We start from the raw sequence: 18,417 nt of genomic DNA on the forward strand, positions 1-18,417 counted from the left end.
AGGATGATGGATGAGTAATTACGTACAAGCAGGAAGGTTACAAGTCGATTCTGCTCTCTATGAATTTATTGTTTCGGAAGCGCTGCCCGAAAGCGGGGTACCACAAGATGAATTTTGGGAAGAATTTGATAGATTGGTTCATGATCTAGCTCCTGAAAATAAATTTTTGCTAGAAAAAAGAAATGAGATTCAGGAGAAAATCGATACCTGGTACCAGGAGAATAAAGAGGATTTTGATTTAAATACTTATCGGGCCTTTTTAATGGACATCGGTTATTTGGAAGAGCCTACAGGCGATTTTGAAATCACAACAGAAAATGTCGATGATGAAATCGCTAAGCAGGCGGGACCTCAACTAGTCGTACCAGTAGATAATGCAAGGTATGCATTGAATGCTGCCAACGCCCGCTACGGAAGCCTTTATGACGCTCTTTATGGCACGGATGTAATCAGCGAAGCAGATGGGGCAGAGCGCGGACAAACTTATAACCCGGTCCGAGGCCAAAAGGTTATCCAATATGCGAAAGCTTTCCTTGATGATATTTTTCCTTTAGAGAAATCCAGTCATTATGAAGCTTCAGGTTATTCTATTAAATCCGGGGAATTGGTCGTAACACTTCTCAGCGATAAGCAGACGAAGCTCGAGCATCCGGAAAAATTCAAAGGATATAAAGGGTCACCAGAAGAACCAACTGCAATTTTATTCGAAAACAATGGCCTGCATGTGGAAATCCAAATTGATCCTTATCACCCGATCGGAAAAACAGACAATGCTGGTGTGAAGGATATTTGTATGGAAGCCGCGACGACAACTATTATGGATTGTGAAGATTCGGTAGCTGCTGTTGATGCTGAAGACAAAGTTCAGGTATATAGCAATCTGCTGGGACTGATGAAAGGGACATTGAAGTCTACTTTCAATAAAGGCGGAACAGCCGTAACCCGGACGCTTAAACAGGACCGGTGTTACATTACACCGGAGGGAGAGGACATCACCCTCCATGGCCGTTCACTGATGTTCATGCGTAACGTAGGTCACCTGATGACGACTGATGCTGTTTTGGATAAAGATGGAAATGAAATTCCGGAAGGTCTTATGGATGGCGTAGTGACAAGTCTTGTTGCCAAGCATGATCTGCTACGGAATGCCAAGTTCCAGAATTCCGAGAAAGGATCCATTTATATTGTGAAACCGAAAATGCATGGGTCGGAGGAAGTGGCCTTTGCTAATAAACTGTTGGATCGGGTGGAAGATATGCTTGGACTGGAGCGGCATACCATCAAGATCGGTGTCATGGATGAGGAGCGCCGTACTACTTTGAATTTGAAAAATTGTATCGCCGAAGTGAGAGAGCGTATCGTTTTTATTAATACCGGTTTCCTGGACAGGACAGGCGACGAAATTCATACCTCCATGGAAGCGGGAGCGATGATCCGGAAGAAAGACATGAAATCCTCCAACTGGCTGAAGGCTTATGAACAGTCCAATGTGCAAGTCGGGCTGGCAGCAGGACTCCAGGGACGTGCCCAAATCGGGAAGGGCATGTGGGCAATGCCTGAGATGATGAAATCGATGATTGATGAAAAAGGCGGTCAGCTGAAGGCAGGCGCCAACACGGCCTGGGTACCATCACCGACAGCAGCGACCCTTCATGCGATGCATTATCATTCCATCGATGTCAGGAAAGTACAAAACGACATCAAATCTCAAATGGAAGATGTACAGGACAACATCCTGGATGTACCTGTCGCAAAAGAAACGAATTGGAGCAGTGAGGAAATCCAACAGGAACTTGATAATAACGCACAAGGTATTCTTGGCTATGTCGTCCGCTGGATCAACCATGGCGTCGGGTGCTCGAAGGTACCGGACATCAACAATATCGGCCTGATGGAAGACCGGGCGACCCTTCGAATTTCTTCGCAGCACATGGCCAACTGGCTGCGCCATGGCATTGTTTCTGAAGCGCAGGTAAAGGAAACCCTTTACCGGATGGCGAAGGTCGTTGATGAGCAGAATGCCGGTGATCCAGAATACCAGCCGATGGCGGCTGATTACGAAGGATCCGTCGCTTTCCAGGCTGCCTGTGATTTGATTTTCGATGGCGTCAACCAGCCAAATGGTTATACGGAACCTATTTTGCATCGTCGTCGTGCGGAAGCAAAAGCGAAGAGTTTGATTAATAAATAAATAGTTGGCTTGCTCCCAGGTGGATGCTTTACACGGGGGGGGGGCAGGCCATTTTTTTCTAATAGGGAAGGTTTTTGTCTAGTAAATGTTTAAAAGTGTCTTTTAAATTTTCAATTTTGTCTAGTAAAGTTCTGAAAGTGTTTAGTTAGCATTAGGGGTTGTCTTTTATCGCATGAGTGCTTTCTAGTATATAAGGAGGTTGTCTATAAAAAAAGAGAGCTTCCACTGGATTGGCTCTCTTCCTGCTGGCTGGGTTAATTCGATCCTGTCTTACAGTAAGCATGTTTGTAATACTTCATGAATCCTGTGAACATAAGAATTGAACCAATGGCATTAAAAGCTACACGGAACCAGTGGACGATCAAAAATTCTCTGGCTGTTTGTTTTAAAAACTCAGCAGAATGCACTGCAGAACCTTCGATGAACATAATTTCATTACGCGGCCATTCAAATATCATAGAAGCGCCCCCTTCAAGGACGATCATACTCATGCTCAACAAAATCCAATAGCGGGCGGGTTTAACTTTCCACGCTAAAATCGCTGCCAATATTCCGGTTGCTATACTAGCCATTCCTAATGGCGGAAAGTAAGTGTGGGGACTTGCCACTGCCATAAATTCCATACTTGTTGCAAACGATTCCGGGATATTATGAAAAATATTCGGATACACCATGAACGTATCCAGTAAAATACTTCCTAACATAATCCATTGCACCCATAAATGAGATACTACCGACGACAACGTAATTTTTTGAAACATAACGATGACTCCTTTACTGTTTATGATTGACTTAGGCTCTCCCTGTTTGAAAACCTGAGCTAATCATAAATAATGAAGCTTAATTGGTTATTAGCAATTTATTAATTAATTCTTAAAACGACAGACTAGTGGAACTAGTTTGTACCTATTTGCCAAATGAAAAAGACGAAGCGTTTGATCAGCTTCGCCTTATGGTCCAAGGGTTCAGGAGGTCTTTTTATTGAAACGATAACCTACTCCCCAAACGGTTTCTAATAATTCAGGGTTAGAAGGATTATGTTCTATTTTTTCTCTTATCTTGCGGATATGAACGGTTACAGTGGAGATATCTCCGAAAGAATCTATCCCCCAAATACGTTCAAATAACTCTTCTTTCGTAAACACACGATCAGGGTTAGAGGCTAAAAGAACCAGCAAGTCAAATTCTTTGGCGCGCAATTCTTTTTGTTTACCAGCGACAAATAGTCTCCGTGACTGGAGGTCAATCGTTAAACCATTGGTGCGTATTTCCGAAGGTTCGCTCGTACGATTGACGAGACGGTCGTATCTTGAAATGTGGGCTTTTACCCGGGCTACCAGTTCGTTAGGATTAAACGGCTTCTGGATATAATCATCTGCACCACGATTAAAACCACGAATTTTATCGATGTCTTCTTTTCTGGCTGTTACCATTAAAATCGGGATATCCATGCTGCCACGCAATTGCCTGCATAGTTCAAAGCCATCGACTCCCGGGAGCATTAAATCCAGTAAAATCAGGTCGTAGGATTTACGCTGAGCTTGTTCATTGCCGGATTCACCACTCGTTGCGATGTCGCACTCGAAACCATTCATCTCCAGGTAATCCTTCTCCAGTTCTGCAATCGTCCGTTCATCCTCGATGATTAGGATTCTTTTCATTTTGACACCTTCTTCTTTAACGTGAAATAAATACTTGTTCCCTGTCCGGTCTCACTTTCGGCCCAGGCTTTGCCACCGTGCTGGTCAATGATCTTTTTAACGATGGCCAATCCAAGGCCGCTTCCTCCTGTAGACGAGTTTCTTGATGTATCAGTCCGATAAAAACTTTCAAACAAGTAGGGGAGGTGTTCTGGAGCGATTCCGCTGCCGTTATCCTGTATTCGGACTACGATCTCATCTTCCCTATTATCCAGGTAAACGTGTATTTCCTTTTGAGGTTTATCGATATATTTTAAGCTGTTTTGGATAATATTTTTTACGACTCTTCTTAATTGCTCCCGGTCTGCTTCCACGAGGTAGGAGGTATCAGGGCTGGCATGGAGAGCAGCCGATCCTCCTGCTTCTTTTATATCAAAGGTGATTTCTTCGATGAAATTTTGAAAAAAAGCATACAAATCTATTTTTTCAAAATCAAATGGAACCTGGCTGACGTCAAACTTCGAATAGAGAAATAAATCGTGGATGAGAGCATCCATATCATCCGCTTTTTTATAAATGATGTCCAAATAGCGTTCTAATTTTTCCGGAGTGTTGGCGATGCCGTCCTGTATCCCATTTACATAGCCTTTGATGGACGTTAATGGGGTGGCTAAATCGTGGGAGATACTCGCGGTTAACTCCTGCCGGTTCTGTTCATAATTCCTGCGAGCGACCTCTGCTTCTTTTAAGCTGATACGCATGGCCTCAAACGTTTCGGAAAGTTCACCCAACTCATCGTTCCGTTTAGACTTGACACTATAATTTAAATCTCCTTCCCGGATTCTTTTGGCTGCTAGCGATAAGTTATTTAGCGGCGATAAAATGCTCCGTGACACATAATAAGTTAACAGGCCATTGATTACGGCTAAAATAATGATCATTCCTGCCATACGAAGGCCGATAAATAGCTCCAGGTCTGAACCACGTGGAGTTCCGTTGAAGGCTACAAAAAATAGGTATCCCAAAATCATCTCTAAAATTAAAAAGCCGACAATCGGCAAGACGATCATACCTATATTGGATAACACCAACCGTTTTTTGATGGACATTGAAATCACCTGCTTCCGTTTATGTTAGTGGCCAGAAGAATTTTGTTTGTGTCAGTGTCTTTTAAAGGTCAATCTAAAACTTGTATTAAGAATAGCAATAGATGCCAAAAATAACAAAACCGCAAATAGTGGATGCAGCGCCCCAACCCATGGGAAGAGGGATGAAATATTTGCGGTTACATACATGAGGAAGGTCAGTCCAAAAATTGCAGCGAGCTGTAGGTATACTTTTCTTGGAAACTTGGAGATAAAAGCGGTGAGCAACATAATAATTGGGAGGTTAAACCCAAACAAATGAACAAAAAACATGTGGTCCTTCCAATATTCGAAGTTAATAAACGCCGCCATTCCCGCCAATATGAACTGCACCATGAAACATAAGAGCAACAGTGCACCTAACCCTATGAATATAATTCTTCCAATTTTCTTCATTTCATACATCCTTTCTTTATCAAGCTAAGGGTTTCATTTTAGCTCTCATGCATGAACTCCTTCTTAATTATTTCTTAACTAATTATTAAATAGGGGAACTTAATGGCATACAGGAGGATATAAATGGAATTTACCTTCAGGGGTTGTAAAACGCTTTCATACCATCTATACTGTTACTAAATCGGTTTACTAAACCGATTTAGTTAATAGGCTTGGAGAGATTGCAAATGAAATCAGTCACTATTGGAGATGTGGCTTCCCATGCGAATGTTTCAAAAAGTACTGTTTCCCAGTATTTGAACAAACGTTATGACTATATGGGGGAGAAAACAAAAGAAAGAATTGAAAAGGCTATCAAAGAACTCGGTTACCATCCAAATATTGTAGCCAGGAGTTTAAAGCAAAAGTCTACCAAAACAATTGGAGTAATTGTGGCTAATATCCTGCACAACTTTTCTACGGAAGTAAGCCGTGCCATAGAAGACGAATGCAACGAACAGGGGTTTCACCTTATCGTGTGTAATGCAGACGATCAACCGGAAAAAGAAAAGAATTATATTGAAATGCTTCGAGCGAAACAAGTGGACGGAATCATCATTTTTCCGACTGGGGGAAATAAAGAACTCTACCGAAAGATGCTTGACGAAAAATACCCAGTAATATTTGTGGACAGATCCGTTGAAGATGTACCCATTACATCGATTACTTTGGACAACCGTAAGGCGGCCGGACTGGCTGTGCAACATTTCATTAATCGTGGTTACAAAAGGATAGGGATTATTACGTCCTCGATTATCCGGGATATAACCCCCAGGGTGGAGAGAATTGAAGGATACCGTAATACTTTACAAGATAACGGATTGCAAGTTGAAGAAGATTACGTAAAAAGCTTGGAAATAGAGCATATTCAGAACGGACTGGAGGAAATGCTTTCTCTGGCAGAGCCACCGGATGCGATTTTAGCTGGAAACGACTTGGCACTAATTGAAATTTTAAAGTATGTAAAAGAAAAACAACTCGAAATTCCGGCTGCTTTGGCAGTTATCGGAATCGATGATGTGTCATTTGCAAGTTTCTATACCCCGACGCTAACTACCGTGGCACAGCCTACCTTTGAAATGGGGAAGAAAGCGGCTGACATCTTATTAGCAAATATTCTAGATAAAAAAGCAGAAGGATCGCTATCCGAATATTGTTTCGAACCAAAATTAATTGTAAGGGACTCAGTTGGATATGGGTCTGATGCCAAAGGAAGGGATACCGTATGAGAGATGTCGTGACAATCGGCGATGCAATGATTACCTTTGATCCATCGCAAAAAGGGCCGATGAGATATGCCGATTCATTCAAAAGAAAAATTGGCGGGGCAGAAATGAATTTTGCCATTGGGTGTGCCCGGCTTGGTTTAGCTACTGGCTGGATCAGCCGACTCGGAAATGACGAGTTCGGAAGATACATTTACAACTTCGTTCGAGGCGAAGGAGTAGACGTTTCATCGGTGAAACTGGAGGATGGCTATCCCACCTCTTTGAATTTTAAAGAAATCAGAGAAGACGGCAGTGGGCGTACATTCTATTATAGAGAAAATTCACCTACGACCACGCTGACGATTGAGTCATTGGACGAACATGTGATCAAGACGTCGAAAGTACTCCATGTAACAGGCGTCTTCCCTGCCATCGATAAGGAAAAGAATGTGGAATTAATTGAACATATGCTTAAACTGGCTAAGGCAAACGATGTCCTGGTTTCCCTGGATCCGAATATCCGGCTGAAGCTATGGAGCCGGGAGGAGGCAAAAGAAGCGCTGACTCGTTTCCTGCCTTATGTCGATATATTGCTAACTGGGGAAGACGAAGCAGAACTTCTTTTTGATACGTATCTCCCAGAAGAAGTGATTAAAGAATGTAGGAAGCATGAAATAACAGCATTGGCGATAAAACGTGGGGAAAACGGGGCGTTTGGCTATATGGACGGAGCCTCTTTGGAAGCTTCCGCTCTCCCACCTAAAAAGGTAGTGGATACCGTAGGCGCAGGAGATGGATTTGACGCCGGATTTATTTATGGTTACCTGCAAGGTTGGCCATTAGAAAAAATAATACGTTTTGCCAATACGATCGGTTCTATGGTCGTAAGTGTGGAAGGCGACAATGAAGGGCTTCCATTACTGGATGAGGTGCTTATGCAATTGGGAGAAAAAGAATTAGTAGAAAGATAGGTTAGGAGGGATGATGATGAACCTGCAGTTAGCGCTTGACCGGCTAACCCGGGAACAGTGCCTGGAGATTTTGGAGGAAACCAGTGACACCATCGACTGGATAGAGGTTGGTACTGGCGTCATTAAAGAATATGGAATGGCAATCGTAAGAGAAATCCGTAAGGCCTATCCAGACAAAACCATCGTGGCTGATATGAAAACATGTGATGCTGGAAAACATGAGGCAGAACAAGCTTTTCGTTCTGGAGCAGACATCACTACGGTAATGGCCTTTTCAGCTGATAAGACAATCACGGATATGTTGGAAGTTGCCGATCGGTATGGCGGGCGGGTGATGGTAGACCTTCTTGGCGTCCAGGATAGAAGTAAAGTTCTTCACTTGAAGGAGCTGGGAGTGGATCTTGTAAGCCTTCATTTTGGAAAGGATATGCAGCAGACAGGAAAAATGGGAGATGACGCATTCTCGCTTGTAGATGATATTTCCGGTATCGACTGTGCTGTTGCAGGAGGAATAAACGTCCAGTCACTTCCTATGGTAATAGAGTATCAGCCAGACACCATTATCGTCGGTTCGGCGATTACCAATCAGGAAAATAAGAAGGAAGCAGCACGACAAATCAAAGAGGTGATAGAAACCAATGCGAACAATCATTGATGAAGTCAGCAAAGAGATCACACAAGTACTTCAGCGTGTAGATGAACAACAGGCAGTGCAGTTGTCCGAGCAGATCCGGTCCAGTAAACGTATCTTTATCTCTGGGGAAGGACGCTCCGGACTAATGGGCAAAGCAATCGCGATGCGGTTAATGCATGGAGGGTTTGAAGTCTATGTTACCGGTGAAACAATTACGCCAAGTATCTTGGAAGGGGACTTGCTGATTGCCATTTCGGGCTCTGGATCAACTGGTGCCATTGTGCAATTTTCAAAAAAGGCACAAGAAGCTGGAGCAAAGGTATTCTTAGTTACTACCAATCCTGATGCAGAACTGACGAAAATAACGGATGGGGTACTGGTCATTCCGGCGGCAACGAAAAAAAGACGAGCGGAAGAACCAAAGACCATTCAGCCGCTCGGGAACCAATTTGACCAATCTGTCCACCTGCTTCTGGATGCCGTCATCATCCATGCACTGGACGATAGTTATGAGAAAATGACCGAACGTCATGCGAATATGGAATAAATGGAGGTGAAAAATTTGAGTGTTTTTGAACGGTTAAAACAAGCGCGTATCGTTGCAGTTATTCGAAATGCTGATGAGGAAAATATCATTCCCATTGCGGAAGCACTACATAAAGGGGGGGTCCATGCACTGGAAATTACAGCAGAAACTGAACATGCGGAGAAGATTATCGAGAAAGTCACAGGAGCGTTCGGTGATAAGTTGATGATTGGGGCAGGAACAGTGCTTGATCCAGAAACGGCAAGAACTATGTTGCTTGCGGGTGCCACCTTCATCGTATCTCCTACACTTAATACCGAAACGATAAAGATAACGAAATGTTATGGGGCCCCAAGCATTCCGGGAGCTTTCACTCCGACGGAGGTTTTGACAGCCTATGAACACGGGGCAGACATGGTTAAAGTGTTTCCGGCAGGAACAGTGGGGGCAGGTTATATCAAAAGTATAAAAGGCCCGCTGCCACAAATCCCGTTGATGACAACCGGCGGAATTGATGGTGAGAACATGGAAGAATATTTTAATAATGGTGCGGAGGTAGTCGGAATTGGCAGTCAGCTGGTTAATCCTAAGCAGTTGAATAAAGATGAGGACTACGATGAACTTGCCAAACGTGCAGCATCGTATGTAAAGAAAGTGTCTGCTATGTCTGTTTTTAACTAAAATATGTAAGCGAATTCAATATCAGGGAGGATTTCAAAATGAAAAAACTGACAGGTTTGTTGTTTATGCTGCTAGCTGGTCTATTGACACTTGCGGGCTGCAGTGAGGAAGGAAACGGTGCAGAAGGAGATTCGATTAAGATAGTTGCTGCCCACAACCAGACGTCTCCAGAAAATCCTTACCAGGATGGACTCGTTGAATTCAAGGAAGTGGCAGAAGAGAAATCAGAGGGCAATATTGAGGTTGAAGTTCATGCGGGTACACTGGGGACTAGTGAGTCTGAATTAGTAGAAAAGCTCAAGCTAGGCGGGGCAGACGTGGTATTGGTGTCGCCAGGATTTATGAGTAAAGCCGGGATTGATGAAATCGACTTGTTTGCACTCCCGTATGTTTTTGACAGTTATGAGCATTGGGAAAGCGTGGTTGACGGTGAAGTAGGAGAACAAATGGCTGATATTATCAATGAAAAATCCAATAACGATTTTAAACTGCTTGGTTATTGGTCTGCAGGAGTACGTCAATACTATGGTAAAAAACCATTGGAATCCATGGAAGACATTAAAGGAATGAAATACCGTACGCAGACTTCCGGTGCGGTGGCTAACTACTGGAAGCAGACTGGTGCGGTACCGACTTCAGTAGCCTGGGGCGAACTATACCAGGGACTGCAGCAGAATGTCGTAGATGCAGCTGAAAACTCTTATCCTTATTTCGTACAGCAAAATCACCATAAAACAGAAAACGGGAAATATATCACAGAAACCGGACACGATTACACCACACGTTTCTTACTGGTAAACGGCAAGAAATTCGATACCTATTCCGATGAGCAGAAAGAAATCATTATGGAAGCGGCTGAAGCATCTGTAGAAACAGAAAGAAAGTCAGTACTGGAGCAAGAAGAAGAGTATAAGGAAAAAGCCATCGAGGATGGGGCGGAAGTGAATGAAATCGACCGTGAGCCATTCATTGTACTGGCTGAACCAATCCAGGAAAAAACCGCTAAGGAAATTGGCGCAGAAGAAATGCTTCAAAAAATCAGGGAGTTGAAATAACACCGAAAGAACCCTGTGGGTTAAAGGGCACCGAGGTGCCCTTTCCTTTTAACGTGTAAGAAGGAGGAAAACCATGTTCATCAAATGGCTGGAACGTATCCAATTGACACTCGGCATCCTATTTCTTTGTATCTTTTTCACAGCCATTCTCATCCAGGTTATTACCAGGTATATGGGAGTTTCGGTTGTCTGGACGGAAGAAGTGGCCAACTATTCGTTCATCTGGTCGGTATTTATGGGCGCTTCTGTCATGCTGAATCGTAGAGAACACTTCAAGTTTGATCTTGTCCTGAAGAAGTTACGTGGGAAAAAGCGCAATACTTTATTCATTATAAACGATCTTATTCTGCTTGCCTTCAGCTTTGCTATTTTCTTTTATGGCATCCAGGCTGTTCAGAGTTTCTGGAATTATAACTGGGTATCTTTATCACAAATGAAAATGGGATATGTATGGGTGTCTGTCCCAATCATGGGAGGTACCATGGTTATCTATACACTTAACCACATCATTCGTATCCTAAAGAATTTTAGTAGAGAGGAGGCAGTAGAATGATAGGTCCATTATTAGTAGGTTTATTTGTGATCCTGATGATCATTGGAATTCCGATTGCTTTTGTCATCGGCATAGTAGCAATGCTAGGTATTATGAATGTTCCTTATATCCCGGAAGTGACAGTCCCTGTAAAAATGTTAAATGGTTTGGACTCTTTCGTTCTAATTGCCGTGCCGTTATTCATATTAGCGGCTAACCTGATGAACAGCGGTCAAATCTCTCAAAAATTGATTGATTTTTCTCTATCTATCGTCGGGCATATCCGGGGAGGACTTGCCCATGCTAATATTCTCGTATCCATGCTATTCGCGGGAGTATCCGGCGCCTCCCAGGCTGACACAGCCGGGGTAGGTAAAATCCTGATACCGAATATGAAAAAACAGGGGTATGATAAAGAGAATGCGGTTGCGATTACAGCTGCCTCCTCGACAATCGGTGTGGTAATTCCTCCGAGCATTCCGATGATTATTTATGCCGGACTAACGAATGTTTCTGTCGGTGCTTTATTCATTGTGGGAATTATCCCGGGGGTCTTAATTGGACTTGGTATGATGACTTTGATATATATGCTGGCCTTAAAAAAAGGCTATCCTACCTATCAACGGGCATCCTTAAAGAATTTTACCAAGCAATTGATTGATACGATTCCGGCTATGATGACCCCGGTCATTCTAATAGGAGGAATCATCACAGGTATTTTTACAGCAACCGAAGCAGCCGCGTTCGCTTCTTTATACACAGTGGTGATTGGCATGTTTGTATATAGAACATTAAAGCTGAAGGACTTCCCACGGATTCTTATTGATACGATCACGCTAAGCTCGCTATCCCTGTTTGCATTAGCGGCAGCCAATGCATTAGGGGAATTGATGAGTTATTATCAATTATCTGCTTGGGCGAACCAATTTTTTACAGAAAATATCGATAGCAAATGGGTTTTCCTTTTAATTATCATCGCGTTCTTTTTATTCGTTGGTACCTTTATGGATGCTATACCGGCTATGATACTATTTATTCCGGTAATTCTGCCGGTAGCAATTACCTTTAACATTGATCCGGTATTGCTAGGAATCATAACCGTCATGACGTTGGCAGTAGGATTGGTAACTCCGCCATATGGGCTATGTCTGTTGCTCGCAGCTAAAATAGGCAACCTTTCTATTGAGCGGTCATTCGGAGCAGTACTGCCTTATATAGCGATCATACTGGTAGTCTTGTTCGGGATAGCATTTTTCCCTGAGATCGCTTTCTATTTACCTGAAAAAATCAGTCCTGATTTATTTTAGTTTGATTGATGGTTTTCCTGTGTGGGAAAGCAGTTTTCTTGGAGTAGCGACAGACTGAAGAGGCGGGTGATGAATTCTCCGTGTTTGTTGTTCCTGTCTCTGCATGTGCTGTGTTTGATGCAGCAGGCTCATTTCCAGACACCTTGTAAGGTGTGTGAGGAAGGATTTATTCCGAGAGGCAAGTGAAATAATAAGAAAGTAAGGACTTCCGGTGGCGGAAGTCTTTTTTTTTTGTAGGAGCAGACTGCTTAATGCCGTTAGAGGAAGCTCGGTCAGTTCGGCTGGTCATTATGACGGGTCTAAGGTTCATTATAGTAGTGAAACTCTGATTGGAGGGTCTTTATAAGCGGGATAAAGACCGTTAGCAAGGATACCCTTTGGAGCAGTGGTCTTTAATAATGATTATGATTAATAAGAAAATGAGTTCTTATTCAGTAGTTTCGTAATGCAGTAATCAACAAAAAAATACCATAAAGGAATAAAAATTTATTGTAAAACGATAAATTTTGTGGTAAATTTTAACTGACATTAAATTAGTGAGGTGCTGTTTATGAAACGGGAAACACTCTTTTTGAAGATTGCTGTGTTTCTTATGGGGATACCGGTTCTTGCTTTGTGTATATTCGCGGTACCTACCATCGCGCGTGGATTTTCTGAGATAATTCCGGGGATGGATTATGTGCAATATCTTGTGTTTATTGGTTTATATACTACCGCGCTGGCGTATTTTCTGGCGTTGTATCAGGCTTATCGGCTTTTGAGCTATATTGATAGAAACGAAGCTTTTTCAGGCTTGTCAGTAAAAGCGTTGAAGAATATCAAATATTGTGCCATTGCGATCAGTGGTTTTTATGTGCTTTTGATGCCGATCATTTATCTCTTCGCGGAGTATGACGATGCACCAGGTGTAATCGTAATTGGCATGATAATTATTTTCGGCGCCATGGTGATTGCGGTCTTTGCGGCGGTTCTTCAAAAACTGTTAAACACCGCTATTGAAATAAAATCAGAAAATGAGTTAACGGTATGAGGTGATGAACATGGCAATTATCATCAATATTGATGTCATGCTGGCAAAAAGGAAGATGAGCGTGACCGAACTGTCGGAGCGGGTTGGTATCACGATGGCTAATCTTTCGATATTAAAAAATGGGAAGGCGAAGGCGATTCGGGTCTCGACGCTGGATGCAATTTGTAAGGCGTTGGAGTGCCAGCCGGGTGATATTTTGGAATACCAGCCGGATGAAGACAATTATGAATAATTCCTTGCCGAACTCTTATGTAACAAAGGCTGTTGGCGGCAAAATTGGAAGAGCGGTAGTACAGCTTTTTCATTTTGGCTGGGAGCAAGCGTTATCCTGCGTGTTCCCGGTGGTTATTTTTGCCTCGTTGGCTATTACGCAAATCCTATCTCTTCCTATACTGCCAAGGTATGACTGGCTTTTGATTATTTTTCTTCTGATGCAGTGGGCTATGTTGCGTTCCGGATTGGAAACACGGGACGAACTGAAGGTCATCACGTTATTCCATCTGATCGGACTCGCGCTTGAAATTTTCAAGGTGCATATGGGTTCCTGGTCTTATCCGGGTGAAGGGTATTCCAAAATTTTTGGCGTACCTTTGTATAGTGGATTCATGTATGCGAGTGTAGCGAGTTACCTTTGCCAGGCGTGGCGAAGGCTTAAGGTGGAACTGGTTCAGTGGCCGCCGTTTTTGATGGTGGTCAGTTTGGCAGCGGCCATCTACTTGAACTTTTTCACGCACCATTTCTGGATTGATGTACGCTGGATATTAGCGGGGCTTGTAATCCTCGTTTTCTGGCGTTCGTGGGTGACTTATTCGGTTAATGGCAGCCGCTACCGTATGCCGCTTGCTCTTTCGTTTGTGCTGATTGGATTTTTTATCTGGATTGCAGAAAATATCGCAACCTACTTTGGCGCGTGGGAATACCCGAATCAGAGGGAAGCATGGAGTCTTGTCCATCTCGGTAAGGTGAGTTCCTGGCTTTTATTAGTGATCGTCAGTTTTCTGATTGTGGCAACATTGAAGCAAGTAAAAGGGAATATTAGTAAGTAGTTTGAAGTATATTTTTGACGAAAAAACAATGTATGCATCGATGTTTTACTTTGGGAATAGTGATCTTTAGTGGGAAAAGGCTCAACAAAAGTATAGCTTGTCAAAATTCCTTCATTGTTTCTCCGTTGAATCTTGATAGTTTATTTTCATGATGGAAGTATCACATAAAATATGCCTACGATAGCACCTTTTTTCTCAGAAAAGGTGCTATTTCTATTTTTATGGAAAGTAATTTGAAAGACATTTCCTCTACTAAATGGTCATGCTTTTTAATAGAGTGACATAAGCTAGATTATTAAAGTTTCTAGCGGGGGAGATGAAGTGCATGCTGCCAAAAATCCCTGGTCACTATGTACGCAAGGGAAGAATTGTCTTGTTGTATGTGTTTTTATCCATGATATTAATCGGTATTCTGCTATCTGTCTCGGTTACAATCAGTAGTTTAAAAGACCATTTGTCCTCAACCATTGTTCGATCTGTATCAGAAGCCCTCCCCAGCGAAGCATTTCTTTTTCTTATGGCTCGGGAAATGACTTCCTTACGGATACATTACCCTGACCAATTGACTGGTGAGGTTGATTTACTGAAAATGGCTACCGATGTGGAATTAGGCGACATCCGCACCTTACTAGGAAGGGAACTGCCTGGTTTGGAAAGCTATCATACAGAAATAGCGATCGCCGGGGAGGGTACCAATTTCAGTAATATACCGATTGAGTCACCACCTCCAAGTGAAGAGCAGTTAAATAGCAGGGAAGTCGATCAGGACGAACTGGATGCTGCAAAAGAGAAGGAAGAGGAAGAAGAAAAAAGGGAGCGCCAGGTAATTGAGGATAAATCCGTCCTGATTTATCACTCCCATAGCTGGGAAGCATTCAACCCGCTGTTAACCGGGGAATCGAACCAGGATGCATCCAGCACGAATCCTGACGTCAATGTAATTGCGGTGGGCAGAAAACTAAAAAAAGAGTTGGAAACACGGGGAATTGGAGCTGTCCATGATACAACTGATATGACCAGGGGTTTGAAGGAAAAGGGCTGGAATTATAATCACTCCTATGCTTTATCTCGGGAACTTGTCCAGGAGGCACTGGCTCAAGATGATCGTTTGACGTATTTAGTAGATATCCATCGGGACTCCCAACCAAAGAAGATAACCACCCAGACGATCAACGGAATCGAATATGCCCGCTTATTTTTTATCGTAGGGAAAGAAAATGAAAATTTCGAGAAAAATCTTGCTATTGCTAAAGAAATTCACGAGGCTCTTGAAAGTCAATATCCGGGAATCAGTCGCGGGGTATTCATTAAAACAAAGATGGAGGGTAATGGCATCTACAACCAGGATTTAACCGAGCGGGCTATGCTTCTCGAATTCGGGGGTGTCGACAATAATCTAACGGAGCTATACAATTCCATAGAAGCTTTTGCTGAGGTTTTTGCTGATTACTACTATCAGGATGCCGAGACAGTCGATGCAAAGGTCTCTGAATGATAAGGTTAACAAACGATTAACCATTTCGAGAGGAGATACTAACTTAAACGGGTTTTTCAAGTAAAGTACCAGGCGAATGTAACCATAACTGTAATTAAAAAGCCGAGAAACCCAAAGAAAGTTACGAATGCTCGTTTGTTCTCTTTACTTTCTAACGTTTCATATTCCGAATAGGTGATTACTTTCGTTGCAAAACTTAATCCATTTGGGTTGAGGGCAACTGGATAAAGATTGCCATTCTCATCCTCTAATATGATTTTGTTCGTCCACTTCTCATCTGTTTGCCCAGGAATATCACTGTATGAATGAGCTAATTTATACAGTGATTTTTTCTGTATTTCTAGTCTGTATTTATCTTGTTCCTGTTCAATGAAATTAGTGGATATACACATATAATCACCTCTTTTATTTACAGGGATAATTTTCTTTTAACCATACATTTTAACTTTATACGAATATATTGCACAGATGCAACTTTTATTTTATAGTATGCCTGCTTTTTAGTTCCTGTTATTAAATTTCTTTTAGGGAGAGGTTGACGCAGTTACAATTAAGTATTATAATTCGTAATCATTACGTTTTGTGCGGTGCCACTTAATTAGCGTTTAGGGAGAGATGATTAACTTGAACGAGTATTTGGAGAAGCTCCTATTTGACAAAGTTGTAGAGAGCTTACCTGATGATAAAAAAGAGTTGTATAAGTATGTCATTCAAATGGAAGATGAGATTGCATCGGTAACTGCCACTGGAAAGGAGTATATTTCTTATCTGTCTTTTAACTCTCCGCATAAAAAAGCAGCCAATCAATTTAATATAACCCTGCTTGAGCTTCTTAATAGAATGAAAGAAATTGAAGAAGAAGTTGGCAGAAAACTTATAGACTGTATGGAAAGTATCGAATGGAGGGATTGCACCGATATCGTTCATCAGCATTTGGAATACGAAGAGAATAAGAAGTATTTTTTTGTTGCTATTCCTTAATAATCCCAAGGGATAAAAATTTTTTGCTCATTTTAAAACGTAATGATTACTTATTATAAAATTATTAAGAAAGGTGAGGCGGTTATGGCTAAAAAGTCTAAAATAGCAAAAGAAAAGAAGCGCCAGGAAATGGTGACAAAATATGCGGAGCTGCGAAGAGAATTAAAAGAAAAAGGTGATTATGAAGCACTTAGAAAGTTACCCCGTGATTCTTCTCCCACACGTTTAACGGGAAGATGTGGAGTGACAGGCCGACCGAGAGGATATATGAGAAAGTTTAATATGTCCCGGATTGCCTTCAGGGAATATGCGCATAAAGGGCAGGTGCCTGGTGTGAAGAAGGCCAGCTGGTAACTTGGAAAGGAGTGGCGGCCGTTGTTTAAATGGATCATCATAGGCGGTGGAATACAAGGATGTTCAGTGGCGGCCCGCCTGCTCCACCACCAAAAAGTAACAGAAGATGAGCTTCTCATCATCGATCCTCATAGAGAGCCGATTGAAGCGTGGAAGTCATTTACTAATAAAATCGGAATGAGTTATTTAAGGTCGCCTTCTGTTCATCATTTGAACCCGGATCCTTACAGCTTAAAAAAATATGCGAAATCCAACGACTATGCTCAGGCGTTTAAAGGATATTATCAACGCCCACGGTTAGATATGTTTAATCAGCATTGTACGGAGCTGTTTGATCATTTAGGTCTGCAGAGCTGCTGGAAGCAGGATACTGTTGAGGGGCTGGACTACCACAGGGGGTTGTGGAGTGTGACAACTGCTTCCAATCAATCATTTGATGCAGAAAATGTTGTTCTTGCGATGGGAGTTAACCATCGACCCCATTATCCAGAATGGGCAGCTGAGCTGAAAGCAGAGTTTCCCGATAGAATCATGCATGTGTTTGAAGAAAGGGAAGGTATAAACCTCAATCATTCGATTGCAGTCGTTGGAGGAGGGATGACAGCAGCCCATCTTGCCAACACGCTTTCGCAGAGAAGTCATGGATTGGTCACCTTGATTAAGCGTCATCCATTTCGCCAGAAAGACTTTGATAGTGATCCGGGATGGCTGGGGCCTAAATACTTGAATAAATACAACCAGATTACCTGCTATAAGGAACGGCGGACGTTGATCCAAAAAGCCAGGCACCTAGGTTCTATTACCAAAGGGTTGTACGTGAGGCTTAAACGTCACGAGCGAGACAGGAAATTGACGATCGTAACAGATGAGATAAAGAAAGTTTGTCCAAGCAAAAAAGGTCTGGAAATAAAAATGAAAAACAGCCCACCTATACAAACGGACGCTCTATTGCTGGCTACCGGCGCAGAGTCTAGCCTGCCTGGAAGGGAATGGCTGTCAGCTGTGATCCAAGAGCACCACCTTCCTTGTGCGCCATGTGGGTTTCCGGTTGTAGATTCCAGACTGCAGTGGAAAAAGGGCTTATTTGTTGCTGGGGCGCTTGCGGAGCTGGAATTAGGTCCGGTTGCAAGGAACATTGCCGGGGCCAGAAAAGCAGCAGCACGTATCGCGGAATCTTCCTAAGGAG

General features: G+C 42.6%; 21 protein-coding genes. 16 read left to right on the plus strand and 5 right to left on the minus strand.

Annotation, left to right across the window (positions count from 1 at the left end; translation table 11 throughout):
- Positions 1–10 precede the first annotated feature (10 nt).
- On the plus strand, positions 11–2,191 hold the full coding sequence (locus B9Y67_RS12440) for a malate synthase G (RefSeq protein ID WP_085507024.1): 2,181 nt from the start codon (positions 11–13) through the stop codon (positions 2,189–2,191).
- 254 nt (positions 2,192–2,445) lie between these two features.
- Here the strand turns inward: B9Y67_RS12440 and B9Y67_RS12445 are convergent, their stop codons facing one another.
- The 4 genes from B9Y67_RS12445 to B9Y67_RS12460 form a co-directional block, all read right to left on the minus strand.
- Complete coding sequence (locus B9Y67_RS12445) at positions 2,446–2,952, minus strand: hypothetical protein (RefSeq protein ID WP_085507025.1); 507 nt, start codon at positions 2,950–2,952, stop codon at positions 2,446–2,448.
- 204 nt (positions 2,953–3,156) lie between these two features.
- Positions 3,157–3,852: a response regulator transcription factor gene (locus B9Y67_RS12450; RefSeq protein ID WP_085507026.1), complete on the minus strand. Its 696-nt coding sequence runs from the start codon at positions 3,850–3,852 to the stop codon at positions 3,157–3,159.
- On the minus strand, positions 3,849–4,940 hold the full coding sequence (locus B9Y67_RS12455) for a sensor histidine kinase (RefSeq protein WP_085507027.1): 1,092 nt from the start codon (positions 4,938–4,940) through the stop codon (positions 3,849–3,851). Before B9Y67_RS12455 ends, B9Y67_RS12450 begins: the two co-directional genes overlap by 4 nt.
- A gap of 51 nt (positions 4,941–4,991) precedes the next feature.
- Positions 4,992–5,372: a DUF6220 domain-containing protein gene (locus B9Y67_RS12460; protein WP_085507028.1), complete on the minus strand. Its 381-nt coding sequence runs from the start codon at positions 5,370–5,372 to the stop codon at positions 4,992–4,994.
- A 227-nt stretch (positions 5,373–5,599) separates the two neighbouring features.
- Between B9Y67_RS12460 and B9Y67_RS12465 the strand changes: the two genes are divergently transcribed.
- The 12 genes from B9Y67_RS12465 to spoIIP all read left to right on the plus strand — a co-directional run bounded on the left by B9Y67_RS12465 (position 5,600) and on the right by spoIIP (position 15,896).
- Complete coding sequence (locus B9Y67_RS12465; protein WP_085507029.1) at positions 5,600–6,640, plus strand: LacI family DNA-binding transcriptional regulator; 1,041 nt, start codon at positions 5,600–5,602, stop codon at positions 6,638–6,640.
- Entirely contained in the window at positions 6,637–7,590 is a 954-nt protein-coding gene (locus tag B9Y67_RS12470; RefSeq protein WP_085507030.1) for a sugar kinase, read from the plus strand. Before B9Y67_RS12465 ends, B9Y67_RS12470 begins: the two co-directional genes overlap by 4 nt.
- 16 nt (positions 7,591–7,606) lie before the next feature.
- Positions 7,607–8,245, plus strand: a complete 639-nt coding sequence (gene hxlA, locus B9Y67_RS12475; protein ID WP_085507031.1) for a 3-hexulose-6-phosphate synthase — start codon at positions 7,607–7,609, stop codon at positions 8,243–8,245.
- Positions 8,229–8,771 (plus strand): 6-phospho-3-hexuloisomerase, encoded by a 543-nt coding sequence (hxlB, locus tag B9Y67_RS12480; protein ID WP_085507032.1) that lies wholly within the window; start codon positions 8,229–8,231, stop codon positions 8,769–8,771. The genes hxlA and hxlB overlap by 17 nt, the downstream gene beginning before the upstream one ends.
- A 15-nt stretch (positions 8,772–8,786) precedes the next feature.
- On the plus strand, positions 8,787–9,431 hold the full coding sequence (locus B9Y67_RS12485; RefSeq protein WP_085507033.1) for a bifunctional 4-hydroxy-2-oxoglutarate aldolase/2-dehydro-3-deoxy-phosphogluconate aldolase: 645 nt from the start codon (positions 8,787–8,789) through the stop codon (positions 9,429–9,431).
- Between the two features lie 38 nt (positions 9,432–9,469).
- Entirely contained in the window at positions 9,470–10,486 is a 1,017-nt protein-coding gene (locus tag B9Y67_RS12490; protein WP_085507034.1) for a TRAP transporter substrate-binding protein, read from the plus strand.
- Positions 10,487–10,559: 73 nt separating this feature from the next.
- Positions 10,560–11,039, plus strand: a complete 480-nt coding sequence (locus B9Y67_RS12495) for a TRAP transporter small permease (protein ID WP_085507035.1) — start codon at positions 10,560–10,562, stop codon at positions 11,037–11,039.
- Positions 11,036–12,325, plus strand: a complete 1,290-nt coding sequence (locus tag B9Y67_RS12500; protein ID WP_085507036.1) for a TRAP transporter large permease — start codon at positions 11,036–11,038, stop codon at positions 12,323–12,325. Before B9Y67_RS12495 ends, B9Y67_RS12500 begins: the two co-directional genes overlap by 4 nt.
- Positions 12,326–12,875: 550 nt before the next feature.
- The gene (locus tag B9Y67_RS12505; protein WP_085507037.1) at positions 12,876–13,355 is read left to right on the plus strand and encodes a DUF2975 domain-containing protein; all 480 of its coding nucleotides are present in this window, start codon (positions 12,876–12,878) and stop codon (positions 13,353–13,355) included.
- A gap of 10 nt (positions 13,356–13,365) precedes the next feature.
- Positions 13,366–13,587, plus strand: coding sequence for a helix-turn-helix domain-containing protein (locus tag B9Y67_RS12510; protein ID WP_085507038.1), 222 nt, complete (start codon positions 13,366–13,368; stop codon positions 13,585–13,587).
- Complete coding sequence (locus B9Y67_RS12515; RefSeq protein ID WP_085507039.1) at positions 13,580–14,401, plus strand: DUF817 domain-containing protein; 822 nt, start codon at positions 13,580–13,582, stop codon at positions 14,399–14,401. Before B9Y67_RS12510 ends, B9Y67_RS12515 begins: the two co-directional genes overlap by 8 nt.
- Positions 14,402–14,726: 325 nt before the next feature.
- Positions 14,727–15,896 carry a stage II sporulation protein P gene (spoIIP, locus tag B9Y67_RS12520; protein ID WP_085507040.1) on the plus strand — a complete coding sequence of 390 codons (1,170 nt, stop codon included), beginning with the start codon at positions 14,727–14,729 and terminating at the stop codon, positions 15,894–15,896.
- 56 nt (positions 15,897–15,952) lie between these two features.
- Here spoIIP and B9Y67_RS12525 read toward each other — a convergent pair whose 3' ends face one another.
- Positions 15,953–16,288, minus strand: a complete 336-nt coding sequence (locus B9Y67_RS12525; RefSeq protein WP_085507041.1) for a hypothetical protein — start codon at positions 16,286–16,288, stop codon at positions 15,953–15,955.
- A gap of 232 nt (positions 16,289–16,520) precedes the next feature.
- On the opposite strand from B9Y67_RS12525, the gene B9Y67_RS12530 reads away from it, so the two are divergent.
- From B9Y67_RS12530 to B9Y67_RS12540, 3 genes are all read left to right on the plus strand, one after another.
- Positions 16,521–16,877: a hypothetical protein gene (locus B9Y67_RS12530; protein WP_085507042.1), complete on the plus strand. Its 357-nt coding sequence runs from the start codon at positions 16,521–16,523 to the stop codon at positions 16,875–16,877.
- A gap of 84 nt (positions 16,878–16,961) precedes the next feature.
- The gene (rpsN, locus tag B9Y67_RS12535) at positions 16,962–17,231 is read left to right on the plus strand and encodes a 30S ribosomal protein S14 (protein ID WP_085507043.1); all 270 of its coding nucleotides are present in this window, start codon (positions 16,962–16,964) and stop codon (positions 17,229–17,231) included.
- A gap of 21 nt (positions 17,232–17,252) precedes the next feature.
- Entirely contained in the window at positions 17,253–18,413 is a 1,161-nt protein-coding gene (locus tag B9Y67_RS12540; protein ID WP_085507044.1) for an FAD/NAD(P)-binding protein, read from the plus strand.
- Positions 18,414–18,417 lie beyond the last annotated feature (4 nt).

This window comes from Thalassobacillus devorans, assembly GCF_900176565.1.
In the GTDB taxonomy this organism is placed as follows: Bacteria; Bacillota; Bacilli; order Bacillales; family Halobacillaceae; genus Thalassobacillus; species Thalassobacillus devorans_A.